This window comes from Aureimonas glaciei, assembly GCF_014643375.1.
Taxonomy (GTDB): Bacteria; Pseudomonadota; Alphaproteobacteria; order Rhizobiales; family Rhizobiaceae; genus Plantimonas; species Plantimonas glaciei.
Genome location: NZ_BMJJ01000016.1, coordinates 57,679 through 80,490, shown reverse-complemented (window position 1 = coordinate 80,490; position 22,812 = coordinate 57,679). Strand labels below are relative to the sequence as shown.

23 protein-coding genes and 4 pseudogenes are annotated in these 22,812 nt (G+C 62.9%); 13 read left to right on the top strand and 14 right to left on the bottom strand.

Annotation, left to right across the window (positions count from 1 at the left end; translation table 11 throughout):
• Window positions 1–129: 129 nt before the first annotated feature.
• From IEX88_RS24140 to IEX88_RS24130, 3 genes are all read left to right on the top strand, one after another.
• Window positions 130–1,035, top strand: a complete 906-nt coding sequence (locus tag IEX88_RS24140; protein WP_188855038.1) for a tyrosine-type recombinase/integrase — start codon at window positions 130–132, stop codon at window positions 1,033–1,035.
• A 5-nt stretch (window positions 1,036–1,040) separates the two neighbouring features.
• A complete protein-coding gene (locus IEX88_RS24135) occupies window positions 1,041–2,279 on the top strand; it encodes an IS91 family transposase (RefSeq protein ID WP_188855037.1) in 1,239 nt (412 codons plus the stop codon).
• Window positions 2,280–3,016: 737 nt separating this feature from the next.
• Window positions 3,017–3,868, top strand: coding sequence for a pirin family protein (locus IEX88_RS24130; protein ID WP_188855036.1), 852 nt, complete (start codon window positions 3,017–3,019; stop codon window positions 3,866–3,868).
• Between the two features lie 23 nt (window positions 3,869–3,891).
• On the opposite strand, the gene IEX88_RS24125 is transcribed toward IEX88_RS24130, so the two are convergent.
• The gene (locus tag IEX88_RS24125) at window positions 3,892–4,791 is read right to left on the bottom strand and encodes a LysR family transcriptional regulator (RefSeq protein ID WP_188855035.1); all 900 of its coding nucleotides are present in this window, start codon (window positions 4,789–4,791) and stop codon (window positions 3,892–3,894) included.
• Between the two features lie 157 nt (window positions 4,792–4,948).
• Here IEX88_RS24125 and IEX88_RS24120 point away from each other — a divergent pair, with 157 nt between their 5' ends.
• The 5 genes and pseudogenes from IEX88_RS24120 to IEX88_RS24105 all read left to right on the top strand — a co-directional run bounded on the left by IEX88_RS24120 (window position 4,949) and on the right by IEX88_RS24105 (window position 9,019).
• On the top strand, window positions 4,949–6,067 hold the full coding sequence (locus IEX88_RS24120) for an NAD(P)-dependent alcohol dehydrogenase (protein WP_188855034.1): 1,119 nt from the start codon (window positions 4,949–4,951) through the stop codon (window positions 6,065–6,067).
• 33 nt (window positions 6,068–6,100) lie between these two features.
• Window positions 6,101–7,180 (top strand): MBL fold metallo-hydrolase, encoded by a 1,080-nt coding sequence (locus IEX88_RS24115; protein WP_188855033.1) that lies wholly within the window; start codon window positions 6,101–6,103, stop codon window positions 7,178–7,180.
• Between the two features lie 125 nt (window positions 7,181–7,305).
• Window positions 7,306–7,725, top strand: a complete 420-nt coding sequence (locus tag IEX88_RS27120) for an aldehyde dehydrogenase family protein (RefSeq protein WP_274604641.1) — start codon at window positions 7,306–7,308, stop codon at window positions 7,723–7,725.
• Window positions 7,726–7,760: 35 nt separating this feature from the next.
• Window positions 7,761–8,732 (top strand): annotated as a pseudogene (locus IEX88_RS24110) (aldehyde dehydrogenase family protein); the annotation flags it as partial.
• Window positions 8,729–9,019: a putative antibiotic biosynthesis monooxygenase gene (locus tag IEX88_RS24105; protein WP_188855032.1), complete on the top strand. Its 291-nt coding sequence runs from the start codon at window positions 8,729–8,731 to the stop codon at window positions 9,017–9,019. The pseudogene IEX88_RS24110 and the gene IEX88_RS24105, both read left to right, overlap by 4 nt.
• Before the next feature lie 15 nt (window positions 9,020–9,034).
• On the opposite strand, the gene IEX88_RS24100 is transcribed toward IEX88_RS24105, so the two are convergent.
• From IEX88_RS24100 to IEX88_RS24085, 5 genes are all read right to left on the bottom strand, one after another.
• The gene (locus IEX88_RS24100; protein ID WP_188855031.1) at window positions 9,035–9,409 is read right to left on the bottom strand and encodes an MDR/zinc-dependent alcohol dehydrogenase-like family protein; all 375 of its coding nucleotides are present in this window, start codon (window positions 9,407–9,409) and stop codon (window positions 9,035–9,037) included.
• A 610-nt stretch (window positions 9,410–10,019) separates the two neighbouring features.
• Complete coding sequence (locus tag IEX88_RS24095; RefSeq protein WP_188855030.1) at window positions 10,020–11,771, bottom strand: monovalent cation:proton antiporter-2 (CPA2) family protein; 1,752 nt, start codon at window positions 11,769–11,771, stop codon at window positions 10,020–10,022.
• Window positions 11,772–12,063: 292 nt separating this feature from the next.
• Entirely contained in the window at window positions 12,064–12,297 is a 234-nt protein-coding gene (locus tag IEX88_RS26675) for a CPBP family glutamic-type intramembrane protease (RefSeq protein WP_373289665.1), read from the bottom strand.
• A gap of 48 nt (window positions 12,298–12,345) precedes the next feature.
• Complete coding sequence (locus tag IEX88_RS26670; RefSeq protein ID WP_210319331.1) at window positions 12,346–12,681, bottom strand: hypothetical protein; 336 nt, start codon at window positions 12,679–12,681, stop codon at window positions 12,346–12,348.
• A 129-nt stretch (window positions 12,682–12,810) separates the two neighbouring features.
• On the bottom strand, window positions 12,811–13,272 hold the full coding sequence (locus IEX88_RS24085; protein ID WP_244640473.1) for a nuclear transport factor 2 family protein: 462 nt from the start codon (window positions 13,270–13,272) through the stop codon (window positions 12,811–12,813).
• 213 nt (window positions 13,273–13,485) lie between these two features.
• Between IEX88_RS24085 and IEX88_RS24080 the strand changes: the two genes are divergently transcribed.
• The 3 genes from IEX88_RS24080 to IEX88_RS24070 all read left to right on the top strand — a co-directional run bounded on the left by IEX88_RS24080 (window position 13,486) and on the right by IEX88_RS24070 (window position 16,678).
• The gene (locus tag IEX88_RS24080) at window positions 13,486–14,394 is read left to right on the top strand and encodes a LysR family transcriptional regulator (RefSeq protein ID WP_244640479.1); all 909 of its coding nucleotides are present in this window, start codon (window positions 13,486–13,488) and stop codon (window positions 14,392–14,394) included.
• A 633-nt stretch (window positions 14,395–15,027) separates the two neighbouring features.
• Window positions 15,028–16,032: a zinc-dependent alcohol dehydrogenase family protein gene (locus tag IEX88_RS24075; RefSeq protein ID WP_188855029.1), complete on the top strand. Its 1,005-nt coding sequence runs from the start codon at window positions 15,028–15,030 to the stop codon at window positions 16,030–16,032.
• Between the two features lie 235 nt (window positions 16,033–16,267).
• Entirely contained in the window at window positions 16,268–16,678 is a 411-nt protein-coding gene (locus tag IEX88_RS24070; RefSeq protein WP_210319330.1) for an FMN-dependent NADH-azoreductase, read from the top strand.
• A gap of 324 nt (window positions 16,679–17,002) precedes the next feature.
• Here the strand turns inward: IEX88_RS24070 and IEX88_RS26965 are convergent, their stop codons facing one another.
• The 6 genes and pseudogenes from IEX88_RS26965 to IEX88_RS24045 all read right to left on the bottom strand — a co-directional run bounded on the left by IEX88_RS26965 (window position 17,003) and on the right by IEX88_RS24045 (window position 20,068).
• Window positions 17,003–17,248 (bottom strand): pirin-like C-terminal cupin domain-containing protein, encoded by a 246-nt coding sequence (locus tag IEX88_RS26965; RefSeq protein WP_244640472.1) that lies wholly within the window; start codon window positions 17,246–17,248, stop codon window positions 17,003–17,005.
• 50 nt (window positions 17,249–17,298) lie between these two features.
• On the bottom strand, window positions 17,299–17,763 hold the full coding sequence (locus IEX88_RS26960; RefSeq protein ID WP_244640471.1) for a pirin family protein: 465 nt from the start codon (window positions 17,761–17,763) through the stop codon (window positions 17,299–17,301).
• A gap of 129 nt (window positions 17,764–17,892) precedes the next feature.
• Window positions 17,893–18,156, bottom strand: coding sequence for a GNAT family N-acetyltransferase (locus tag IEX88_RS24060; RefSeq protein ID WP_188855027.1), 264 nt, complete (start codon window positions 18,154–18,156; stop codon window positions 17,893–17,895).
• Between the two features lie 5 nt (window positions 18,157–18,161).
• Window positions 18,162–18,992 (bottom strand): annotated as a pseudogene (locus IEX88_RS24055) (alpha/beta fold hydrolase).
• A 62-nt stretch (window positions 18,993–19,054) separates the two neighbouring features.
• Window positions 19,055–19,351: a putative quinol monooxygenase gene (locus tag IEX88_RS24050; RefSeq protein ID WP_188855026.1), complete on the bottom strand. Its 297-nt coding sequence runs from the start codon at window positions 19,349–19,351 to the stop codon at window positions 19,055–19,057.
• 75 nt (window positions 19,352–19,426) lie between these two features.
• Window positions 19,427–20,068, bottom strand: a complete 642-nt coding sequence (locus IEX88_RS24045) for a hydrolase (RefSeq protein ID WP_188855025.1) — start codon at window positions 20,066–20,068, stop codon at window positions 19,427–19,429.
• Window positions 20,069–20,429: 361 nt separating this feature from the next.
• Here IEX88_RS24045 and IEX88_RS24040 point away from each other — a divergent pair, with 361 nt between their 5' ends.
• Complete coding sequence (locus tag IEX88_RS24040) at window positions 20,430–20,699, top strand: hypothetical protein (protein ID WP_188855024.1); 270 nt, start codon at window positions 20,430–20,432, stop codon at window positions 20,697–20,699.
• Between the two features lie 69 nt (window positions 20,700–20,768).
• Here IEX88_RS24040 and IEX88_RS24030 read toward each other — a convergent pair.
• Window positions 20,769–21,326 (bottom strand): annotated as a pseudogene (locus tag IEX88_RS24030) (IS630 family transposase); the annotation flags it as partial.
• A 583-nt stretch (window positions 21,327–21,909) separates the two neighbouring features.
• Window positions 21,910–22,038 (bottom strand): annotated as a pseudogene (locus tag IEX88_RS24025) (IS3 family transposase); the annotation flags it as partial.
• A 121-nt stretch (window positions 22,039–22,159) separates the two neighbouring features.
• On the opposite strand from IEX88_RS24025, the gene IEX88_RS24020 reads away from it, so the two are divergent.
• Complete coding sequence (locus IEX88_RS24020) at window positions 22,160–22,582, top strand: hypothetical protein (RefSeq protein WP_188855021.1); 423 nt, start codon at window positions 22,160–22,162, stop codon at window positions 22,580–22,582.
• Window positions 22,583–22,812 lie beyond the last annotated feature (230 nt).

The window sequence follows — 22,812 nt, the reverse complement described above, 5'->3', positions numbered from 1 at the left end:
CGAACCGCTACCGCGGAATGGCGGCAGCGTAGCGGTTGGCGTGTAGAGGTGCAGGCGTGATCGGCGGTTGAACGGGCGCGGCGATCGCCATGAGCATGAGGGGTTCCCCTCGTCTCATGGAGAGATCCGATGCCGCATCCTTCCGTCGAACGCCCCGCCAGCGCGCTTCGCCTGCGCATGTTGGAGGACATGGCCATGCGCGGCCTGTGCGAGGCCACGCAGCGTGACTACATCCGTTTTGTCAGTGCTTTTGCCGCGTTCCTCGGCCGTTCGCCCGACGCCGCGAGCGCCGAGGACATCCGCCGTTTCCAGGTCCACCAGACCAAGACCGGCGTGCAGGCGCCGACGATCAACGGCTCGGTCTCGGCACTGCGCTTCCTATTCACCGTCACGCTCGACCGCCCCGATCTGGCGCGGCGTCTCGTCCTCGCCCGCTACCAGCGCAAGCTGCCGACGGTCTTGAGCGCCGAGGAGGTCGGACGGCTCCTGGAGGCCGCGCCGGGTGCGAAGTATCGCGCCGCGCTCGGCACCGCCTATGGCGCGGGGCTGCGGGTCTCGGAGGTCGCGACGCTGAAGATCGACGACATCGACTCCACCCGCATGCTGATACGCATCGAGGAGGGCAAGGGGCGCAAGGACCGCAACGCAATGCTTTCGCCCCAGCTCCTGGAACTCCTGCGCTTGTGGTGGCGCGAGGGACGACGGCGCGGCGTGATGCTGCCGCATGGCTGGCTGTTTCCCGGGCGCAGCCGCCTGGAGCCTGTCTCCACACGCCAGCTCAACCGCGCCGTCCACGAAGCCGCGGAGGCTGCCGGCATCACCAAGCGCGTCAGCCCGCACACGCTGCGTCATTCCTTCGCCACGCACCTGCTCGAGCAGAACGTCGACATCCGCGTCATCCAGGTCCTGCTCGGCCATTCCAAGCTCGACACCACGGCGCTCTACGCCCGCGTCGCCACACGCACGATCCGCGCCGTGACAAGCCCAATCGAACAGCTCAAGGTCTTGATGGAGGCAGACGGCACCGACGGGTGAAGGGCGTGGCGTCCATCGAGGTCGCCGACATCTTCCGTGACCAGGGTCCAGCTTTCCGGGCTTCCCGCGCCGGGCACCTGAGCCTGGCCGAGCTGAAGGTCATGTCGGCGATCGAGCATTGCCGCACCGCCGCGCTTGGCGGCCATGTCGAGGGCTGCGACGCGTGCGGCCACCTTCGCGTCGCCTACAACTCCTGCCGCAACCGGCACTGCCCAAGGTGCCAGGGCGCGGCCGCACGCGACTGGCTGGCCGATCGGGAAGCCGATCTCCTGCCGGTCGGATACTTCCACGTCGTCTTCACGCTGCCCGCCGAGATCGCCGCGGTCGCCTTCCAGAACAAGGCCGTGGTCTACGACCTCCTGTTCCGCGCCTCCGTCGAGACCATGACAAGGATCGCCGCCGACCCGAAGCACCTGGGCGCCCGCATCGGCCTTACTGCCGTCCTCCACACCTGGGGCTCGGCCATGACCCACCATCCCCACGTTCACATGATCGTGCCGGGCGGCGGCCTTGCGCCGGATGGAACGCGATGGATCTCGTCGCGTCCTGCCTTCCTCCTGCCCGTGCGGGTGCTCGGAGCCCTGTTCCGCCGTCTCTTCCTCGAAGGGCTTGTCGCCTTGCACGCCGGCGGCAAGCTCGCCTTTCACGGAACGCTCGCGAACCTCGCAGATCCCCGTGCCTTTGCCCGCCATCTCGCCCCGGTGCGGCGCAAGCGCTGGGTCGTCTACGCCAAGCCGCCCTTCGCGGGGCCGCAGGCGGTTCTTGCCTACCTGTCGCGCTACACCCACCGGGTCGCCATCTCGTCCCGGCGCATCACCGCTTTCGACGGGGAACGCGTCACCTTCCGCGTCAAGGACTATCGCAAGGACGGTGCCGCCCGCCACCGCACCCTGACGCTCGAGGCGGGCGAGTTCATTCGCCGCTTTCTCCTCCACGTCCTGCCACGCGGCTTCCACCGCATCCGGCACTACGGCTTCCTGACGGGGCCAAACCGCAAGGCTGGCATCGAACGGCTCCGCAGGCTGATCGGTGAACCCTGGACAGCACCGAGCCGTGAGCATTCGACGGGGCCGACATCCACCGAGACATCAGGACGTGCCGAACCAGAGAAGACCAGTCCGCCAGCGCCGCAACCCTGCCCATGCTGCGGAGGACCCATGCGGCGCCTCCTGATCCTGCCGAGCCTAGCCCGGGCGCGGGCGTCGCCCTTCGGCGAACCGCCGACCGGAGGCCCCTCTCCATGATGGGCCGCCGTGGATCCCATCGCTCGCTCGACATGACGCCATCCAGGCGAAGTCCTGAACGCGCCCGCCGCATCGCCAAAACGCCGAAGGCCGTTCCATCAGGTATCGACAGCGCCGGCACGATCGCTACCGGTGTTATTACGCAGCCTGATCGAGCCCTCTGCATCCAACATCGGGCGGCCCGGTTCGCACCTTCGGGTCGTCGTCGGCCGAGATCCGGCCAGACCCGATCACCGAAATCTCCATAGACGAAGGCAACGCACGCCCGCTCGTTCGTGCATGGGCGGTTCTCGGACGCCGGCTCACCGCCCGGCCGAAACCTCACGCCCGCCGGCATCCGAAAACCTTCACCATCTTCGCCCTTGCGCGACTACTCTGCCGACCGTGATACCTGCCATTCCTTCGCCGCCTCTGAGCGGCATCCGGAATGACCGGCATCGGTGACTTTGTTGCCGAGCAGCTACGGGGGCTGCCGAACGGAGAGGTGTCGCTCCCCGTGCCAGCGGCTGGCCCGGAACAATCATATTCCGGAGAACAATGTCAGACATCTAAAACCATCTCCGCAGGCGCCGGCAGGAAGGACGCGCCGCCGATACCCGCGGAACGGGTGTTCAGGATTCAGGAACACTGAGGTGCATGAGCCGATCACTGGCTGAAGCGTCTTTCGGACCCAAGATTGGACGCACTCCCTCAGACTCACGTTCCCCCAGCAACCCTTCACACAGGACATCCAGCAGATGCATGACAGAAAGATCAACGAGACAAGCGCCATTCCCCCGCTCGGGCCGGGCTTCGGCGGCGACCGTCACAGGGCCGCCCTTGTGGTGGAGCCGGGCCATCTGTCGAGAACGGATCCCTTCTTCCTCATGGCGGACGACAACATCACAACGGCCGGTCCGTTCGGCGAGGCGCATCCGCACGCCGGATTGGAGACGGTCACCTTCATGCTTAGCGGCTTCATGGAGGATGGCACTGGCCGGGTCGAAGAAGGCGACGTCGAGTGGATGACCGCCGGCAGCGGTATAATCCACAACGATGGCACGGTGGTCTCGAGCGGTATGCGCCTATTCCAGCTGTGGCTGATCCTTCCCGAGCGCGAGCGGAACATGGCGCCGCGCGTCCAGATTCTGAAGCGCGACGACATGCCCACAAGGCGCGAAAACGGCGTAGAGGCGCGAGTCTACAGTGGCCGCTCGGGTGCCGCGATCTCGACCACCTTGAACGCGGTCCCGGTGACACTCGTCGATATCCGTCTCGATCCGGGCGCGACGTTTGCGCAGGAGCTACCGGCCGCGTTCAACGCGTTCGTCGTGGGCATCGCGGGCGACGTCTCTGCGGGGGAAGGTGCTTCAGTGATCTCAACCGGCTCAACAGGTTGGACCTACCCGGTCGCGGAACACGGCGACAGTCGACTGCGCTTCAAGGCAGGCCAATCCGGCGCGCGCATCCTCTTCTACGCGGGGCTGCCTCAAAACATCGAGGTCGTAGCCCGAGGCCCCTTCATCGCCGGTTCGCCGCAAGAGTTGGAAGGTTACTACCGCAGCTACCGACATGGGCAGTTTCCGCACGCTGATGCGCTCACCGGCTGATCGAGCCCCGGCCGACGTTACCTTCAGACGACAGGCCCAAATCTGTCGGAAAGAAAGGCGACCAGAGCCCTAACACGGGCGATACTCACGCGCGCGGGCGGCATCAGAAGATGCAGGCCGGCGCCCTCATGGGGGTGCTGGGGCAGGACATGCTCCAGCTCCCGCCTCTCGATAGCCTCGTGCGCCATGAACCAAGGAAGGATGATGACGCCGAGGCCCGACCGCGCGGCGGCGAGCATCATCTGCCCGTTGTCGGTCCGCAGGCGTGGAGTGACGCGGACATACTCCCAGCCATCGGGACCCTCGAAACGCCACTGATTGCCGGCGTTCGTGTAGATGATCGCGTCGTGGCCCGTCAGTTCGGAGGGCGTGGCCGGTCTTCCCTTGCTATCCAGATAGGCGGGACTTGCCAGCACCGCCGCGCGGACGGTCGCCAGGCGGCGCGTTATCAAACCGGAGTCTGGCAGGTTGCCGATGCGCACCGCCAGATCGTAGCCATCACTGACTAAGTCAGCCCTGCGGTCCTCGAAGCTGACCTCGAGCTGGATCTTGGGATGATGCGCCGCAAATTCGGCCAGCAGTGGCGCCAGACAGTATTCGCCGAAGGCGAGCGGCACGGAGATCCGCATCTGGCCTGAAATCTCTGAGGTCAGTTCGCCGACGGCTTCCTGTGCGGCCTCCAGTTCCATCAAGGCGGCGGCGGCTCGCAGATAGTAGGTCCTGCCCGCATCCGTAACCGAGGTGCCGCGCGCCGTCCGGGTCAGCATCACTGCGCCCACGGTTTTTTCAAGCTGGCTGATGCGGCGACTGACAATCGACTTGGCGACCCCCAAGCGGATCGCCGCCTGGGACATGCTGCCGGTCTCCACAACGGTGGCAAACGCGCGAACATCGATGAGGTCGACGGTTTGGCGTTCTGACATTTGCAACCCTCCATTCCGAGCTGGCTAACTTCCGCAACGACGGCGAGCGCGCGTATGTAGATGAGGTCGAAGAACAATCCCAGCCCCTGCGTCATCCCGGACTGGCCGAGGAGAGCCTCATGAAGCACCTGATCAGAATTCCGGACGAGGTCGCTGTATGACCGTCTCAGCCGTCGCGGCCGTCGTTGAGGAAAAGGACGCCGCCTTCACCTTCCGTAATATCGTCATCGACGAGCCTCGCGCCGATGAAGTTCTGGTCCGGATGGTCGCGACCGGCATCTGCGCCACTGACGCTCACGTCCAGCATCAGCATCTGCCCGCGCCGCTGCCAGCGATCCTCGGCCATGAGGGGGCGGGCGTTGTTGAGCGCGTCGGCTCCGCCGTCAGCCATCTGAACCCAGGCGATCATGTCGTGCTGTCCTACCATTCTTGCGGACAATGCAAACCATGCCTGTCTGCCCATCCTGCCTACTGCGACCATGTGTGGGAAACCAACTTCGCCGGGGCGCGGATGGACGGTACGGTCGGCGTGAAATCCGAAGAGGTCGCGGATCTGCACGCGCACTTCTTCGGCCAATCCTCTTTTTCGACTTACGCGCTGGCGCACTCCCGCAACACGGTGAAGGTACCGGACGACGTTCCTTTGGAAATCCTCGGCCCACTCGGCTGCGGCTTCCAGACCGGCGCGGGCGCGGTTCTCAAGGCGCTCGCGGTCCCGGTCGGCGCGTCCATAGTCGTGTTCGGTGTCGGCGCCGTTGGACTGGCGGCGATCATGGCCGCGAAGGTGGCCGACGCCGCCATTATTATCGCCGTCGACGTCAACGCAGAACGGTTGGGTTTGGCCCTCGAGTTGGGCGCGACCGACGCGATCAATGCCCACGACGTCCCCGACCTCAGCGACGCAATCCGGGCAATCACGCACCGGGGCGCCGAGTACGTACTGGACACCTCCGGTCGAAAAGAGAACCTCGACGCCGGCGTGTCAGTCCTCGCGCCCATGGGACGTTTCGGATTTGTCGCGTTTGGTCCGCACTCTGGAGCGGTGCTGGACGCCTCGCGCCTGTCCGTCGGCCAGCAGTTGGTGGGGATCATTCAGGGCGATGCCACATCCGCGCTGATGATCCCTGAGTTGATCGGCCTGTACCGCGCCGGCCGCTTTCCCTTCGATCGACTGATCCGCTTCTACGAATTTTCCGACATCAACACGGCGTTCGAGGACGCCGGTGCCGGTCGGGCCATCAAGGCAGTCCTCCGGTTCGACCCTCCGTCCCCCTGACGAACACCCCTACTCTGAACGAGGAGAATGACTATGTGCGACGACCACCAGAAGCCGATCGCGGCTTCGGACACGCCGGCGTTTTTCGGCGTCGATCGATACGGCTTTCCGGAGGCCGGGGAGCACCCGCTCGACCCGCCAGAATACTACCCGCCCTACTTCTGGAGCGAGCGCTTCCAGAAGCTCGGCTACCACGTCGAAGAGCTTCGTGACGGTTTCTACTGGGTAACGAGCGGCGGCTACGACGCCGCCTTCGTCGTCACCTCGGAGGGCGTCATCGCCATCGACGCCCCGCCGACTCTGGGCGAGAACATGCTGGCCGCCATCGAAGACGTGACTGAGAAGAAGGTCACTCACGTTATCTACAGCCACTGGCACACCGATCATATCGGAGCTGCAGTGATTTTTGGGCCGGATGTGGAAATCATAGCCCATGACATCACCATGGAGCTACTGGAACGCTTCCCGGATCCGTTCCGACCGCTGCCCACAATCACCTTCGCCGACCACTACAGTCTGACCGTCGGCGGGGTGACGCTCGAGCTGGACTACAAGGGCGAGAACCACTGCCCCGGCAACATCTTCATCTATGCACCGGCCCAGAAAGTGTTGACCGTAATCGACATTCTGAGCCCCGGCAGCGCCACCTTCATGCACTGCGACGCCTCACAGAACATCACGGCTTGGTATGAAGCCCAGCACCAGATCATGGAGTACGACTTCGACTTCCTTGTTGCCGGCCACCACATGAAGTACGGCACGCCCGAGCTCGTGAAGGAGGGCATTGAATACTTCGGCGACGTCCTGGAAGGTGCGCAACTTGCAATCGACAAATACTCTCCGTCCGACCGGCTGATTGATATCCTGCTAAAGCCGGGCCTCGACCGCTTTTGGGTCGGGACCGAGAACTGGATCAACTCAATGGCCAACTATGCGACCAAGCATGTGCTGGAGAAGAAGACCAGCAACGGCAAGCTCTGGTCCGAGCGGCTCGCAGGCGTGACCACCCAGACGAAGTACCACGCCTACACGGTGCTGGAGTCGATCCGTCTGGAACGTCCGCGCCCGAACTACCGCAAGCGCGGTGAAAACCCGCCGCCGTTCCACGCCTGACGCTCATGCCCGGCCCGGCGCCCTTTTTTGGGGCTACGCGGCCGGGCCTTAGCCTGATCTTTTGGATTTGGAGAAACAACATAGCAGACGGCGCAGCCACCGGCCACTGGATCGGCGGACAATGGATGTCCACCGGAGACCCCGGCCGCAGCCTAAACCCGGCAACGGGCGCGTTTCTCGGGGCCTATGTGACGGCCGGAACGGCTGAGGCCGAAGATGCGATCTTGGCGGTCCGGCGTGCGTTTGAGATGACAGCCTGGAAAAGCGACCGGGCGCTACGGGCCCGTGTCCTCTATCAGATCGCCGACGCTTTCGACGCCCACGCTGAGGAGATGGCCGAGCTGATCGCTGCTGAGAACGGAAAGATCCTGCCGCAGGCGCGGATGGAGAGCTATTCCTGCGCCTCCACCTTTCGCTACAATGCCGCGCTCGCCCGAACACGGGCGGGCCGCGCAGACCAGCGGCGACGGGCTGTCCCTGATGATCCGCCAGCCGGCGGGCGTTGCCGCGGTAATCGCCCCCTTGGAACGCGCCGCTCGCCTTAACCGCCCGGTCCCTCGCTCCCGCTCTTGCGGCCGGGGCGACCGTAGTGGCGATGTTGCCCGGCCCTGCTGCCCAAGTGAATGGGCTAATCAGCCGCATCCTGGCCGGCGTGGAAGATCTGCCAAATGGCGTCGTCAATATCATCACTGGCGGCCGCGACGCTGGCGCCACTTTGATCGCGTCGCCGGACGTGCCGGTGATTAGCTTCACAGGAAGCACGGCCACGGGCCGCACGATCTCCGCCAGTGCCGCGCCGAGACTGAAACGACTGGGTTTGGAACTGGGCGGTAAGACGCCGATGATCGTCTTCGACGATGCCGACCTCGATGCGGTCGTTCCCGCGCTCGTGCAGGCCATCACCGTTTTCGCCGGGCAGTTCTGCATGGCGGGCAGGCGTTTGATCGTTCAGAACGGCATCGCCGACGCGGTGCGCGACGCGCTGGCCCGGGCCCTCGAAGCCGTAAAGGTCGGCCCGGCGAGCGATCTTTCCAGCGAAATGGGACCTCTGATCGACAAGGCGAACGTCTCGCGTGTGGACCGCATGGTTCAGGAGGCGGTCGACGCTGGCGCCGAAGCCGTGGTGCGGGGCGGCCCCGTGACGGATCCTGCGCTGCAGGCCGGCGCCTTCTATCGTCCGACGTTACTGGAGGTAGCGTCCTCCCGACTTCCCATCGTCCAGCAGGAAGTATTCGGGCCGGTATTGACGATGCAGCGGTTCAACACGGAAGCGGAGGCGCTGAAAATAGCCAACGATAGCGAATACGGGCTCGCCGCTAGCGTTTGGTCGCGAGACATCGACCGCCCGTTACGCATCGCTATGGCGCTCGAATGCGGCACGGTCTGGGTCAACCAGTGGGCGGTCATTTCGGACCAGTTCGAAGAGGGTGGCTTCAAGCAGAGCGGCCAGGGCCGTATGCGCGGAAGCGCCGTGATGGACGACTTTCTGGAGTTCAAGCATATCGCGCTAAAGCACGGTGCAGTTCCTTCCGCAGGCGGCGATCCGGCATGATCGATCCTGCTCCCGTGGCCAAGAAGCGTCATCGGACCCGCCACGGTTCGATCCCAATTCACGGCATAGAAGCCTGTTTTCCGCCGGCGACGCCCGCTCCGGCGGGGCAACCACCCAAATGGAAGATGGCCATCATCGGCTTCATGGCAATCTATCCGCTCGTGCTTCTGGTGCCCCCGCTTGTGGTGCCTCTACTTCCGCCGGAGCCGCGATGGCTGCACATCCTGATCCAGATGATGTTCATCACCCCAATGATGACCTGGATGAAGGTGGCGCCCCCGGACTGAGGATTTCGATCACAGTCAGGACCTTAGGGGCCGGTGCGTAGATGAAGATGTTACCCGGGCAGCGGTTCTCGCCCTTTTAGGCCAGCTCCAGTCGTAGAAGGTGATCAGGCAGTCGAACGGGAACCCGCCGCTGCGGTAGAGGCCGATCAGCTCCGGAATCATGAGGGCGGACACTGCGTCGCCCTGGATGATCCCCTGCAACTGCTGTCCGACCATCAGCCGGAACGCGTCCACGACCGCGCCCGAATGATCGTTGAAGGCGACGAAGCCGAAACGTCTCATCCGAGCCGTGGCGGCTAGGCCGGCGTCGAGGTTCTCCTTAGGGCCGCTCGTATCGAGGACGTACTCGACGCCCCCCGGGCGCCACGTCTCGGATAGCCGCCGCGACATCGGTGATCTCGCGTGTATTGATCGCATGAGTGGCCCCGAGTTCGACGGTCAGCCCAATTGTCGGCGTTGACGCCGACGGCGATAACCGTCGCAGCGTCAGCGAGCCTGACGGCCATGCTGGCGGCCAAATCCAACAGCCCCGACCCCGAAGAGGACGAAAGACGCCCCCCACCGTGACGGCCAGCGCCTTCAGCACCGCACCGCGCCGGTCTGGAAGACGCAGCCCAGCGGCCCGAGCAGCTCCAGAGGGATGTCGTAAGAACTTTCGCGTGTTCCGGGCATGCGCCAGCGCATGGATCGCGAAGGACGACTGGCAGAAGAAGTGGGCGTGCAGGCCGTTCACATGGTGAGACTTGAGGCTGACGGAACCGTCCAGACGCGCACCACGAAGTTCGCCTCCCAGACGTGGTCGCAATAGGCGGCATGGGAGGAGAGGCAGGGCTTTCCCTGGCCGCAGGAGTGATAGGACAGCACGACGTGGGGGGCTTCAGGTGGGTGACGGCGGATCCGATACGCTCCACGAGACCCGCGCCCTCGTGTCCGAGGAGGCATTTACGCTAAATGCCCTGAGGCGGTGCTGACGGAGCGCCTTCCTTGCCTTCCCGGTGGATCACCGCCCGGTCAGCGGCTCCGGTACAGGTTGAAGAAGCAGACGATCCCGGCCCGACATATCGTCTCCCTGCACCTGTTCCGAAAGACGTTCAGTGTCGCGACGACGGATGTCTTCCGCCACCTCTTCGATATCCCCCTCGGCAAAGCCAAGAATTCGAAGGCCTTCTGCACCCATCAAATAGGCCGATTCGACGGTTTCCCGAATCTGATACTCCACGCCGGCGCGGATCAGTTCGACCGCATGTCTACGGTCATGACTTCGAACCAGAAGCTGCGCTTGAGGAAACTCGTGCTGAGCGAGTTCCACGATCTGCATCGCAGCCTTGGAATCGTCGATGCAGACCATGATTGCATCGGCGGAACTCGCGCCGGAATGATGCAACACATCAAGTCGCGCGCCGTCTCCGAAGAACACCTTGAATCCAAATCGTCCAGCGTCGCGAATCCGGTCCGGATCGTTGTCGATCACGCTCAAGTCGACCCTCTTGGCCAGCAGCGGCTGTGATACGATCTGGCCGAAGCGACCGAAGCCGACGATAAGCACGCGACCCTTCAGGTCGCGAGCAGCATCAACCCCTTCCATCGACGGACCTGTGTTAAGGAGCCGGTCGGCAACGATCATGAGCAGCGGCGTAAGCGCCATGGACAGGATAACGACGGTCGAGAACAACGCATTCTGCCGCGCGTCGATCACGCCGCCTGCGGCCGCGGCCGTGTAGAGCACAAAGGCGAACTCGCCGCCCTGCAGGAACATCGACGCGCGATGAAAGCCCTGACCGCTGGAGCTGCCAAACAGGCGCGCGACGGCATAGACAACGATACCCTTGACGATCGAGAATGCCACCAGCATGGCAATCAGAACTCGCCATTCAGCGGCAACGATGGCGAGATCGAGCGACATGCCCACCGCCAGGAAGAAAAGCCCCATCAGGAGGCCGCGAAACGGTTCCACATCGCTCTCGATCTGGTGGCGATAGCTCGAGCTGGACAGCATGACCCCGGCGAGGAAGGCACCCATCGCCATCGATAGGCCGGCGACGTCCATCAGCAATGCCGCGCCAAGCGCGACGAGCAGTGCGCCGGCTGTCAGCACTTCGCGTGTCCTTGCCCTCGCCAGAAGCGCAAAAAACGGGTTTAGACCCCAACGCGCTACGCCAAGCAACGCCAGCAATGCCGCGCATGCAATCAGTATGTCCGTCCAGCCGGCTTGTCCTGCAGACAGCGGTGACAGAAAGGCGACGACCGCGAGTAGCGGCACTATCATCAGATCCTCGAAGAGGAGGATTGCCACCGATTTCTGGCCCTCGCCGGTCGAAATCTCTCCACGGTCCTGCAGAACCGACATGATAACGGCGGTCGAGGAAAGGACGAAGCCAGCACCCGCGACGAAAGCTACGGGTCCCGGTAGCCCGAATGCCAACGCACTCGCCAAGGAAAGAGCGGCGGTGGCGACGGCCACCTGCGCGAGCCCCAGACCGAAGATCTGACTGCGCATTGCCCACAGCTTGTAGGGGCGCAGCTCCAGCCCGATCACGAAAAGGAACATCACCACGCCGAGCTCGGCGAAATGAAGGATGGATTGAGGCTCGGTGAAAAGACCGAGCACCGATGGCCCGACCAATATCCCGGCCGCGAAATAGCCCAAAACCGAACCTAGTCCGAGCCGCTTGAACAGCGGCACTGCCACCACGGCAGCCCCCATCAACGCGACTGCAGGCCCGATTGTCTGCCCAAGGCTTAGATCAGCCATGATTCTTCCTACAGCAGCATGTTCTCAGTTGGGATATCCATTTTGCATCCCTGGCACGAGGCAAGTGCGAAAGTGTCATGTGACGAATACCCCAAGGAGCGATTTTTCTGTTTTCATGCTGGCCACGGGAGAGCTCTCCATTATCCGCTGGATCGGGAACCTAGACGTAATGTCGATGAGCCGCGCGTTGGCCATCATAGAGCTGGGGCCGGCGTCGGCGCTGCTGCTCATCAGCCCGCGCCAGCGAGCACCATGATCGGGATGGTCGGAAGGTTAACAACCAGGTGCACGATCACGGCAGGCCAGATGGAGCCACTTCTGCGCAGCGCCTCTCGGCGATTAACCCGATGACGAGCGCAGCAGGAAAGATCATGTTCATGCCGTGCAACGTCGCGAACACTAGAGCGCCGCCGACCACACCGCAGAAGGCGCCGTAGCGAAGCAGGGCGGTGGTCACCACGCCGCGAAACAGGAATTCTTCTCCCATCGGCGTCACAACGCTCAGGAAGAAGGTGGCCGCACCGATCGCCCAAATCCCGCCGCTCGCTCCTGTCGCATAAACGTCCTGAATCGTTTATTCGTCACCGGTGACTTGGACGTAGGCTAGGATGGCCGCGCCTTTTGCGAGAAAGGCGAGAATCCCCAGCAATATGCCTCTGCGAACCCAACGCCCTGATGTACGGCGCACGCCGAAGGCTGCCCACGACCGGATGCGCAGGAGATGTGCGCCCGCGAAGCCGGCCATGCCGCCGATACCCGAGAGAGACGTGAGTATTATACCGCGGATGACCGGATCGATGTCCAGCCGCATCACGGCAAAAGCGCCACCAATTCCGACAACGGCAAGCAGGACGAGCCCGACAATGACCTCGGGCATGCCAGGCGCGCTGGGCGCCGGATCATTGGTCATCGGATTCTCCTCTGGAGGTTGTCGCCGCGGAATGAGCACTGGTCTGCGGCGCAATTTGAGGTCGTGGTGCGCAGTCGGGACGCTCACCATGTGCTTGGGGCAGGCGCTGCCTGAGCTCGCGACGGTTGATCAGATCGCGATCTCGCCGCCATCGGGATCGCTGTGGATCGTCCATTCCCCACCTGTCCGGAAGGACTCGGTCGTCGCCAGCGTATCTTCCATGAACTGCAAGTAGCTGCATTTGCCCGCAACCACCTTGGCGAATACCGCGAAAGGCGACGTGACCTGCTTCCCGAGTACGGCGGAGCGGTACGTGAAGCTGCCGAACATTGCAGCATTGGTGCCATCGCCAAACGCGGCTTCGGGTTCGAATGCCTCAATCGACCAGAACCGCTCAACATCGACGAAGGTCTTGACGATCGCTTCTGGACCGTGGGCGGTGCCGCACCATGGCATCACGCGCTTAAGCTCCGGGTTGCTGTAGTTTAGCGACACATAGACGACATCGTGCGTCGTCAGATTGCTCACGTTGTCGATGTCTTTCGGATTACCCAGAATCGCCTTCATCACTTCGACGGCAGTCATGGTCATGATATTTCTCCTCGAATCAGTGCTGTCGCGACGGCGGCGCGGCGGCGGCCGATTCCGGCCCAGCTGCCTCGCGCTAGGCGACCCGGCGGCGGGCGCCAACGACCCAGGTTGAGGGAGGTTGGTGTCACCCAGGTACGCAGCATTGCGTCCACAGCCCTTTCGCCAAGAGTATCGGTTCTATAGGGAGTGGGTAGCTGTCGAATTGCGAACTTGGTGTTGCTAATGCCGGAACCGGCGCAGGTTGACCTCTTGGATATAATCTCGTTCGTCCGGGTGGTCGAAACGGGCAGTATCGTAAGTGCAGCGATACGCCTGGGGCTGGCCAAGTCCATAGTAAGTCGTCGCATCAGCCGCTTGGAGGCGGTGCTCGGCGCTCAGCTGCTGATCCGTACGCCGAGGGGTACCACGCTGACCGACGTCGGACGTGAGTATTACGCGCGAGCGGGAGGCGGTCTGGCGGAACTGGAGTCAGCAAGAGAAGTCGTTAACAAGCTCACAAGCGAAATTTCAGGGCTGCTCCGGGTCCAGGTCCAGACGGCCTTCGGCGAGTACGTAATCGCACCCCTTCTCGCTGAATTCGCACAGCTTCATCCGCGCATTCAGTTCGACATATGGTTCGAGGATCGTCGGGTCGACATGAACGCCGAGGCTTACGACCTCGTAATCAAGCCGGGGAGTGATCCGGATCTGACACTCATTACGCGCAAACTTGCGAAAATCGGCTGGGTGGTTGTCGCCAGCCCGGCTTACCTTGATGCGCAGGGGCGCCCGGTCCACCCCTCAGATATGAACGCTCACAGAGCCATGCTCCACGTCACAGACACAGGAAACTGGCGTTTCCAGGGCGCACACGGGTCGGAGCATGTGCAGATGAGTTCGGAACTGCGCACGGACAACGGGCAGATGCTCTTGGCTGCCGCGCGCGCGGGCCTGGGTGTGGCTCGCGTCCCAAAGTTCATGGTCGAGGACCCGCTGATGCGGGGTGAGTTGGAAGTCGTCCTTCCGGCCTTTCCACATGAAAGTGACGATTTACAAATCTTCATACCTCCGACACGGACGAGCATTGCGAGAGTACGTGCACTGGTAAACTTTCTCTACGAGAAGACCGACCGCGAAGTTTGAGTGGTCGGCTGGTAAAGAGTTCGGTCAGGAGCTCCAGCAAAGAAGAGCGGCGCACGCCGGCAATCGAGCCGTCACAAACGCCGTTCCGGCAGCGTAGCACAAGGCATGCATTACCCTGCGGGCTGACGGTGCCGCCTTCGGTCGGCGCGGGGCGCCTCATTGCCTATAGGAGCGTCGGTGGACGGCCTCCGAGCGTCCTCCCCGGCGTTGGCTACCGCATAATATTCTGAGCCGAACCGGGGGTGAGTGCCTGATCTTCCGGAGCTTCGTTTTGTGGTCTCAAGACGCGTCAAGCAGATCGCGTCCGATTGGATAGGGTGCCGCATGAAGCTGCCCGATGTCGACGGCAGCGGATATTATCCGCCGCCGGACCGGACCTCCGGCGTCGACACGGGATGGCCTGACCGGCGCTGTTCCACCTTCGGCAACACAGCTGCGCGATTCCTGGGACTAAGCAGAGCCGAAGGCCGGCTCTAGTTGAGTCTATCGCATCATCACCGGTGCAGTCCTTAACGCCGACGCGGGCGCTTTGGCGTGAGAATGCGTGGCCGCATAGGCCGATCGTGTCTGACTCGGCCGGCGCGGCCATGAGACTGAACTATCATCAGCTGAGTTCGAGGAAGGTTGAAGAGCATGACCAACACTATGAAGGCGATCGTACTTAGCAAGTTCGGCGGTTTCGATGCTTTCGAGCTGCGCGATGTTGCCGTGCCGGTCGTCGGGCCTCGGCAAGTCCGGGTGCGCGTTCACGCCACCGCCCTTAACCCACTGGATTATCAGATCCGTCGGGGTGACTATGTAGACTTCGTGCCGCTCCCCGCCATCATCGGTCATGACATCTCCGGTGTCGTGGAAGAGAAGGGTTCACATGTGACCGAGTTCGAGATCGGTGATGACGTCTACTACACGCCCAAGATCTTTGGTGGCCGCGGTTCCTATGCTGAACAACACGTCGCCGACGTCGAACTGGTCGCCCGCAAGCCTCACAACATCAGCCATATGGAGGCTGCCAGCCTGACGCTGGTTGGCGGCACGGTTTGGGAGGCCTTAGTGTCCCGCGCCCAGCTTGCCGTTCACGAAACGATCTTGATCCACGGTGGCGCCGGCGGAGTGGGTACCATAGCGATCCAGCTCTCCAAGGCGATGGGTGCGCGGGTCATCACCACCGCGCGCCGCAGCAACCATGAATTCTTGCGTTCGCTCGGAGCGGACGAGGTGATCGACCATACCTCCGACGACTATGTCTCAGCCGTGGCCGCCCTGACGCAGGGGCAAGGGGTGAACGTCGTGTTCGATACTATCGGCGGCGACACCCTGACCAGAAGCGCGCTCGCGCTCGCCGACTCGGGACGGGTGGTCAGCATCGTTGACATCGCACAGCCGCAGAACCTGATCGAGGCGTGGGGGAAGAACGCCGCCTACCATTTCGTGTTCACTCGTCAGAACCGAGGCAAGCTCGACGCGCTGACGACCCTCATCGAGCGCGGCCTGATCAAGCCGGTGGTCGGCGCGGTGCTTCCCCTGGCCCGCCTCGGCGAAGCGCACGAGTTGCTGGAAAACGGTCGCGCGCGCGGGCTGCGGGGCAAGGTGGTGATCGATGTCGTGGGACAGACCGTCACGCTTCCCGCGCCAAGCTAGATGCCTGGGTTGGTCACCGCGCCCTGGCCGCCTGAACGGGCGGCTCAGCGTCGCGGGATTCTGATGACGCGCGTTTCGGCCAGCGGCGCAACTGGCCTCGAACGCGAGAGAACCGCACAGGCGTTCCTGCTTGTGCAACACAGTGGCACAGTTCGCGTCGCAACTGAAACATCGATCGTGATGCTAACGCGTCGCCGGTCAGCATGTGGAGTATCGAGTGCGTAACATCCTAGTCGTGAACGGCAGCGTCTCCGGCGATGCCTCCGTGTCTCGTGCGCTCGTCGAGGTCGCGGTGCAACGGCTGCTGGGAATCAACCCGGACGCATCGGTGACGCACCGCGACCTCAGCCATGGCGCGGTTCCGCACCTCACGCCTGCAACGGTTGCCGGTGTCCGTGCAGTGGCGAACACGGATCACGAGCTTTCCACGCAGGCTCTTTCCGACGAACTGATCGCGGAACTGCAGGCCGCCGACGTGGTCGTGATCGGCGCGCCTATGCACAATTTCAGCATTCCGTCCTCGCTGCGCGCCTGGTTCGACCATGTGCTTCGCCGGCGCGTCACCTTCTCCTACAGCGAAGCCGGTCCCAAGGGGCTCCTCACCAGCAAGCGCCGACACATGCGTTCGTTCGATCCGCCATGGTGACGATCACGGAGCCGCCCTCCAGCACCCGCTGCACCGGGCACTTGCCGGCAACATCGAGCAGGCAAAAGCGTTGGTTGTTGGTGAGCAGGGGCCCTCAGATCAAGACCGTCTTCTCGAACACGCCACGTGCCGGGGCGCCGTCCACCGATCTCCTCGCACGGTCGACGCAAACCTCCACATGCTCGAGCGGCCGGCCGTGCTGACGTGCGAGCCAGCGCACCGTCATCGCGGTGCATTTGGCAAGCGACGCCGCCAGACGCAGCCACGGTCGGCCGCGCACGGTCGCGGCCTGGGGCCGCCATGGGGTGTTGATCGGGGCGACGCTCACGACATGGCCGGCGCGGGGCGCGCGGGCTCTTCGGACAGCGGGATGAACTCGGCGTCGTCGGCATCCGGGAGCTTCATGCGCCCCGCCTTCCAGTCCGCCGCCGCCTGCGCCCGACGGTCCTTTGACGAGGACACGAAGTTCCAGTGGATGAAGCGCTCGCCGACCGGCTCGCCGCCGAGCACCATCACCGACGACCGCTCCAGCGCCCGCACCCGCGACGCGGCCGCGCCGAGCACCAGCATCCGGCCGCCTCATAGCGCCTGACGTCCATCTCCACAGCGCCGGTTGCGACTTAGAACGCGCGTTCGCTGTGGCCATGCGGCACCTCGGCGGTCGCGCCGGGCCCCATGTCGAGATGGGCGTAAAAGAGCGGCGAATGCGTCTGGGTGCCTGCGGTGAGGCCATAGGCGCTGCCCGCGATCAACTGTCCAACCAGACCCGCTTCGTTCCACTGCGGTAGGTCGCCTCCGGAATGATGTGAAAAGGCGGGGTCGACTTCCTCCTGCCCGTCGGGTAGCGCGACCCAGGCCTGGACGCCGTGCAGGTGGTCGCCATGCGCCCGCGCGCGCTCGAACCGCTCGCTGTGCGTGATCCCGCTGCCTGCGGTCATCCAGTTGACCTCCTGCGGCCGGATCGCCTGCTCATAGCCGAGGCTGTCGCGGTGCATGATCTCGCCGGCGAACAAGTAGGTCACGGTGGACAGGCCGATATGCGGGTGGGGACGTACGTCCACGTCGCGATCGAGTGCCGGGCGCAAGATCGAGCGGTCCCATATGGTCGAAGAACACGAATGGCCCGATCATGCGCCGCTTCGCGAAGGGCAGGACGCGGCCGACCTCGAAGCTGCCGCCGAGGTTCCGTCGCCGCTGCTCAAGTACCAGTTCGATCATGCCGGCTCTCCGGGTGTCGCCTCGGCGGCGACGCCGTCGCCATATTCGGGGTGGCGCGCGTTGCTGGCGCGGACCTCGTCGAAGACCCCTCGCGCAAGCTGGGAGCCGATCCCCTGCCCGGAGAAGCGCTCCAGGACGATGGTGTGGGTGAGGACGATCCGGTCGCCCCGCATCCGGTAATAGGCTGCCGCGATTTCCGGGCTGCCGTCGATCGCCAGTTCGAAGCGGCTCTCGGCGAGGTTTTCCTCAACTCCACTCATCTCGATCACTCCTCGAAAAAGGCCAGCAGATCGGCGTTGACGACGTCGGGGTGCGTGGCGAACAAGCCGTGCGAGAGCCCGGGGTACGTCTTGAGTGTGCCGTTCGACAGCAGCCCGGCCGCGATGCGGGCCGACGCTTCGATCGGTACCGCTTGGTCATCTTCCCCGTGCAGCACCAGCACCGGCAGGGACACATTCTGCAGGTCTTCGGTAAAGTCCGTTTCGGAAAAGGCCTTGATGCAGTCGTAGTGCGCCTTGGCGCTGCCCATCATGCCCTGCCGCCACCAGTTACGAGTCAGGCCCTCGCTGACGTCGGCACCCTCTCCAGTGAACCCGTAGAAAAGACCGGCGGCGACATCGAGGAAGAACTGCGCCCGGTTGTGCCGGAGCGCCGCACGGAACCCGTCGAAGACCTCCCTTGGCAGGCCGCCGGGAAAGCGCTCCGTCGCCAGCATGATCGGCGGAACCGCGCTGATCAAGACGGCTTTGTTCACCCGGCCGGGCTCGCTGCGCGCAACCTACCGGATCACCTCGCCGCCGCCGGTCGAGCGGCCAACGTGGATGGCGTCCTTGAGGTCGAGCTCCCGCACCAGGTCCGCGACGTCGGACGCGTAGGTGTCGATCTCGTTGCCTGTATCGGTCTGGTCAGAGCGCCCGTGTCCGCGCCGGTCGTGCGCGATGACGCGGTAGCCCTTCTCCAGAAAGAACAGCATCTGATTGTCCCAGTCGTCCCCGCTCTGCGGCCAGCCGTGATGGAACACGATGGGCTGCGCGTCCTTCGGACCCCAGTCCTTGTAGAAGATGCCTGTCCCATCCTTGGTCTTGAGTATCGACATGCCTCTGATCTCCTTGTACGGGGTCCTGCCGCCTGTGGGCGACCTGCTGAATGCAGACTCGTTCAGACGACGCGCTTCAGGATGCGCGCGAACTCCGTCTTCTCAACATTTGCGACGCCGTTCGCGTGGAAGTGCTGGATATGCGGACCCTGCTCGTGATGTAGGGCGCGGGCTTCCGCGGACGCCCAGGTCTCCACGAACACGAAGTGTCCGGGCTCGTCCCGGTCCTCGAACAGATCATAGCGGATGTTGCCGTCCTCGCCCCGCGACGGCTCCACGAGCCCGGCCAGGTCGCGGCGAAGCTCGTCCTCCTTGCCTGCCTTGGCCTGGAGCCCGACGACGATGTGCAGTTCGCTCATTCTATCCTCCTTGCGGGGCATGGCGGCGCCTTCGTGATTGCCGCCATGCCTCGGATGTCAGTCGTTCGGCTACGCTCAGGCTGCGCTCGCGGCCGCGGCCTTCTCCGGGTTGAAGCCGTCGAAGCTCTCGAACACGTCCATGAAGCCGGGCACTGTGGCTTCACGGGCCCAGTCGCGCTGGAGTTCGCAATAGAGTTGCACGCGGCTGATCAGCTTCGCGCCCGCCTGCTCGATGCGCCGCAGCGCCGCCTCATGCGCCGCGACCGAGGTGCCGCCGACCGCATCTACCGGCACATAGACCTCATAGCCTTCCTGGATCGCGTCGAGCGCAGGGAAGGTCAGGCACGCTTCAGTCCAGAGCGCGGTCATGATGAGCTTGCGGCGGCCGAGCGCCTTGACGGCCTCCTTGAACTCGGTGTCCTCCCAGCTGTTGATCGAGGTGCGGTCATAGGTCGGCAGATGGCCGATGACGTTCTGCAGTTCCTGGATCGGCGGCTTGTTGCGGCCGGTCGCGACGTTTACGGTCGAATGGACGATCGGGAGGTTGAAATTCACCGCCGCCTTGGCGACGCCGGTAATGTTGAAGACGAGTTCGTCGCGCGCGATCGATCGGATCGAGGAAACCTGGATCGGCTGATAGTCGATGATGATGAGCGCCGCGTTTTCGGGCGACAGCAGCTGGTCGGTGTGGGGGTTGCGTATCGTTTCGCTGGTCATGAGATCGGTTCCTCTTCGTGGTGAAATGATATTCGCGGCAGCCGAAAGTCTCGGGCGGAGGGGCCGCACCAAGTGGCGTCAAATCAGATGGTTGGTCGACGTTACTTGGGGAGCGCTCCGGCCTATCGGGCCAGTGGAGCATACCTCTACGGCGAGGAAGATCGCCGACTGGGCATGAACGCCGCGTTATGCGGCACGCGACTGGTACAAAAGGCCAAGGCTCTCCCGGTTCTGCGATGCGGAAGGCACGGGTGTCAGAACCATCCGTCGCCTCTCTGTGTGTGGTGATATTGCCCCCGTGGAGGGGCCCGTGATAGTCATCCCACCTGATACGCTGCGTTGCGCAACCCGGAACGCAGACTTGGACATCGAAGTACTGCGGGCCTTCGTCGCAACCAGGATTTCGGCGGAGACGCTCCTGCCGCAGCTCGGTTCCCGGGTATCCCAGAGTCAATCGTCGACCAGCGGCCCCGAGCTGACGCAAGCTGGCGCGGTGTTTCGCGTTCAGCGCCTTAGGGCAGCTAAACCCGTCGTTGAGCCTAAAGCTGCCGGTCCGTTTTCGGCCCATAATGGCGTCGAAAATTATTCCCTAGCTCTGCCTACCGGCGGGCAGCGGGATTTGGCGACGTGATTGGGTCACAAGCGAAATGGCACCGCGCGGTCGCCCCAGAAGGGCGGAAGTTATACCAACGAGCGCTGATCAGAACCAATGCGCCCAATCTCTCATGCCGATGGAGATGATTTTCCAGGGTTTGTCGACGAGGTTGTTCCAGGCCTCGCAACAGTGGGCGACGATGTCGTCGTAGTCGATGAAGACGCGGTTGGAGAGCCAGTTGTCGCGCATGAACTGCCACACGTTCTAGACTGGGTTCAAATCGGGTGCACGGGGCGGCAGGAACAGCAGCGTGATGTTGGCAGGCACAACGAGCTTGGGCGTCATGTGCCAGCCGGCGCGATCGAGGATCAGCACGGCATGGGCGCCAGGATCGACAGTCCTTGAGATCTCCGCCAGGTGCTGGTTCATCGCGCCGGTATCGCAGTAGGGCAGGACAAGGCCGGCACCTTTGCCCTTCTGCGGGCAGACGGCGCCGAAGATGTACGCCCACATGGTGCGTTGGTCGTGCGGCGCGCACAGTCTCGTGCCACGCCTGGCCCAGCGGCGGGTGATCTTGTTCTTTTGCCCTATGCGGGCTTCGTCAGCCCACCAGAGCTCGATTTCGGTGCCCCTCGGGAGCTTGGCCTGGATGGCCGCCAACTCGGTTGGAAAACTCCTCGTGCTGAGATATGAGAAAGGGTAAAGCGGCCAATAGGCCAACTTGCGATAAGATTCGCTTCAGGTTCGGGTTTCGCTCGAGTTCAAGTGCCGGCGTTCCGGCCGATATCTCGCCGAAAATTCCGGAGACACCACTCGAAAGCTGGCTGTCGCATGCATTCATGAAACGTTTTTTCGAATGACGCGGTCGGGAACCGACCCGCTGAACGAGTGGGTAAACGAGCTTCGGGAGCGACGTGGCTTCAACCGAGCAACGGTTGCTGTCGCCAATAAGAACGCACGGATCATTAGGGCCGTGCCTTGAACGAGGCGAGCCTTACCGCGCCGTTGCCTAAAGAGTCTGCTCTTGTGATTGCGAGCTAACGGAGAAATGAAACGCACAGGTCAGACCGACGCGCAAAGAGCCTGAGCATTATCGAGGCCTCTGAGGCCTACCAGCTGGATAGGCGTGCGCGAGCGGATTTGCCATTTGAGCGTCCCAGACCCGGGTGACGCCGGATAGGTGTTTGCGACAGACCAAAGCGGATCAGTTCAAGACCGGCTTGCGCCGGGAGAGCCGTCCATAGAGGTAATACGTGAACGCCGTCACGCCGATCGCACGGATCGCCTCCGCCACCGGGCGGCCCTGTGACAACATCACGTCTACCCGCCTCAGCTTAGCGACGATCTCTTCGGGCTTGTGCTTCTTCCTCGGCATTCCTGGCGTCCTCCAGAGGCTCAAAAGCCTACTCTACGGAAGGCCACGAGGAGCATGAGTTTCACACGAATTTAACTTTTCTAGTATGTTGTCTAAGAAAGATGGGTATGAAGGTTGTAATATGCCGAAAGAGAAGTTCGAATTTGATACGATAGGATTTCTTTTGAACGCCAAGTCCGAGGAGCTCATGGCGAGCCCGCATGGGCGCGTTAACATAAGCTCTTTAGTTACGATATTCCAGCGGCTAAACGCCCCGGAAACGCGCGATTCAGACGAACTTAAAACCACGATAGAGTCCAATAATCTTCAGTACATAGTCGGCCTTATACCAAGCAAGCGCTATAACTCTCTTTCACAATCCGAAAGACTTCACGATTATATAACTTATATGCGGAATACATCACGCAACGAGGAGATTTCTCAGCTTGAGATGTCGATGCACCTTAAAATTTTCTCCGTACTTTTGGCTCTTCTTGGAACTTCCAAACTTCAAGAACTCACCTTAAATGTCGCCGAGCTACCAACGGCTGTACCTGCCAAATGATTAAGATCGGGAACCGAAGCTAAGCACGAACTGACCATCACGTCACCAACATTGCGTCAGACTCAATCTTGCACGACGAGTAACAGTCGCCCGCCGCATGAGAGTCCACCTTGACGAGTACGCCCCAGAGGATATCGGTCTTGCCCTCATCGAAGACGGTGTAGCTCCAATCACTGAGATCACCCGGCGCGATGTCGCCAAAGGCTTCGGAGACAATTTGGGTGGCGAGC

Excerpts from the sequence above, each read along its gene's own strand:
- IEX88_RS24140 (WP_188855038.1), top strand. The coding sequence starts at position 130 with ATGCCGCATCCTTCCGTCGAACGCCCCGCCAGCGCGCTTCGCCTGCGC.
- IEX88_RS24130 (WP_188855036.1), top strand. The coding sequence starts at position 3,017 with ATGCATGACAGAAAGATCAACGAGACAAGCGCCATTCCCCCGCTCGGG.
- IEX88_RS24125 (WP_188855035.1), bottom strand. The coding sequence starts at position 4,791 with ATGTCAGAACGCCAAACCGTCGACCTCATCGATGTTCGCGCGTTTGCC.
- IEX88_RS24120 (WP_188855034.1), top strand. The coding sequence starts at position 4,949 with ATGACCGTCTCAGCCGTCGCGGCCGTCGTTGAGGAAAAGGACGCCGCC.
- IEX88_RS24115 (WP_188855033.1), top strand. The coding sequence starts at position 6,101 with ATGTGCGACGACCACCAGAAGCCGATCGCGGCTTCGGACACGCCGGCG.
- IEX88_RS27120 (WP_274604641.1), top strand. The coding sequence starts at position 7,306 with ATGTCCACCGGAGACCCCGGCCGCAGCCTAAACCCGGCAACGGGCGCG.
- IEX88_RS24105 (WP_188855032.1), top strand. The coding sequence starts at position 8,729 with ATGATCGATCCTGCTCCCGTGGCCAAGAAGCGTCATCGGACCCGCCAC.
- IEX88_RS24100 (WP_188855031.1), bottom strand. The coding sequence starts at position 9,409 with ATGTCGCGGCGGCTATCCGAGACGTGGCGCCCGGGGGGCGTCGAGTAC.
- IEX88_RS24095 (WP_188855030.1), bottom strand. The coding sequence starts at position 11,771 with ATGGCTGATCTAAGCCTTGGGCAGACAATCGGGCCTGCAGTCGCGTTG.
- IEX88_RS26670 (WP_210319331.1), bottom strand. The coding sequence starts at position 12,681 with ATGACCAATGATCCGGCGCCCAGCGCGCCTGGCATGCCCGAGGTCATT.
- IEX88_RS24085 (WP_244640473.1), bottom strand. The coding sequence starts at position 13,272 with ATGACCATGACTGCCGTCGAAGTGATGAAGGCGATTCTGGGTAATCCG.
- IEX88_RS24075 (WP_188855029.1), top strand. The coding sequence starts at position 15,028 with ATGACCAACACTATGAAGGCGATCGTACTTAGCAAGTTCGGCGGTTTC.
- IEX88_RS26965 (WP_244640472.1), bottom strand. The coding sequence starts at position 17,248 with ATGCTGGTGCTCGGCGCGGCCGCGTCGCGGGTGCGGGCGCTGGAGCGG.
- IEX88_RS24060 (WP_188855027.1), bottom strand. The coding sequence starts at position 18,156 with ATGAGTGGAGTTGAGGAAAACCTCGCCGAGAGCCGCTTCGAACTGGCG.
- IEX88_RS24050 (WP_188855026.1), bottom strand. The coding sequence starts at position 19,351 with ATGAGCGAACTGCACATCGTCGTCGGGCTCCAGGCCAAGGCAGGCAAG.
- IEX88_RS24045 (WP_188855025.1), bottom strand. The coding sequence starts at position 20,068 with ATGACCAGCGAAACGATACGCAACCCCCACACCGACCAGCTGCTGTCG.
- IEX88_RS24020 (WP_188855021.1), top strand. The coding sequence starts at position 22,160 with ATGCCGAAAGAGAAGTTCGAATTTGATACGATAGGATTTCTTTTGAAC.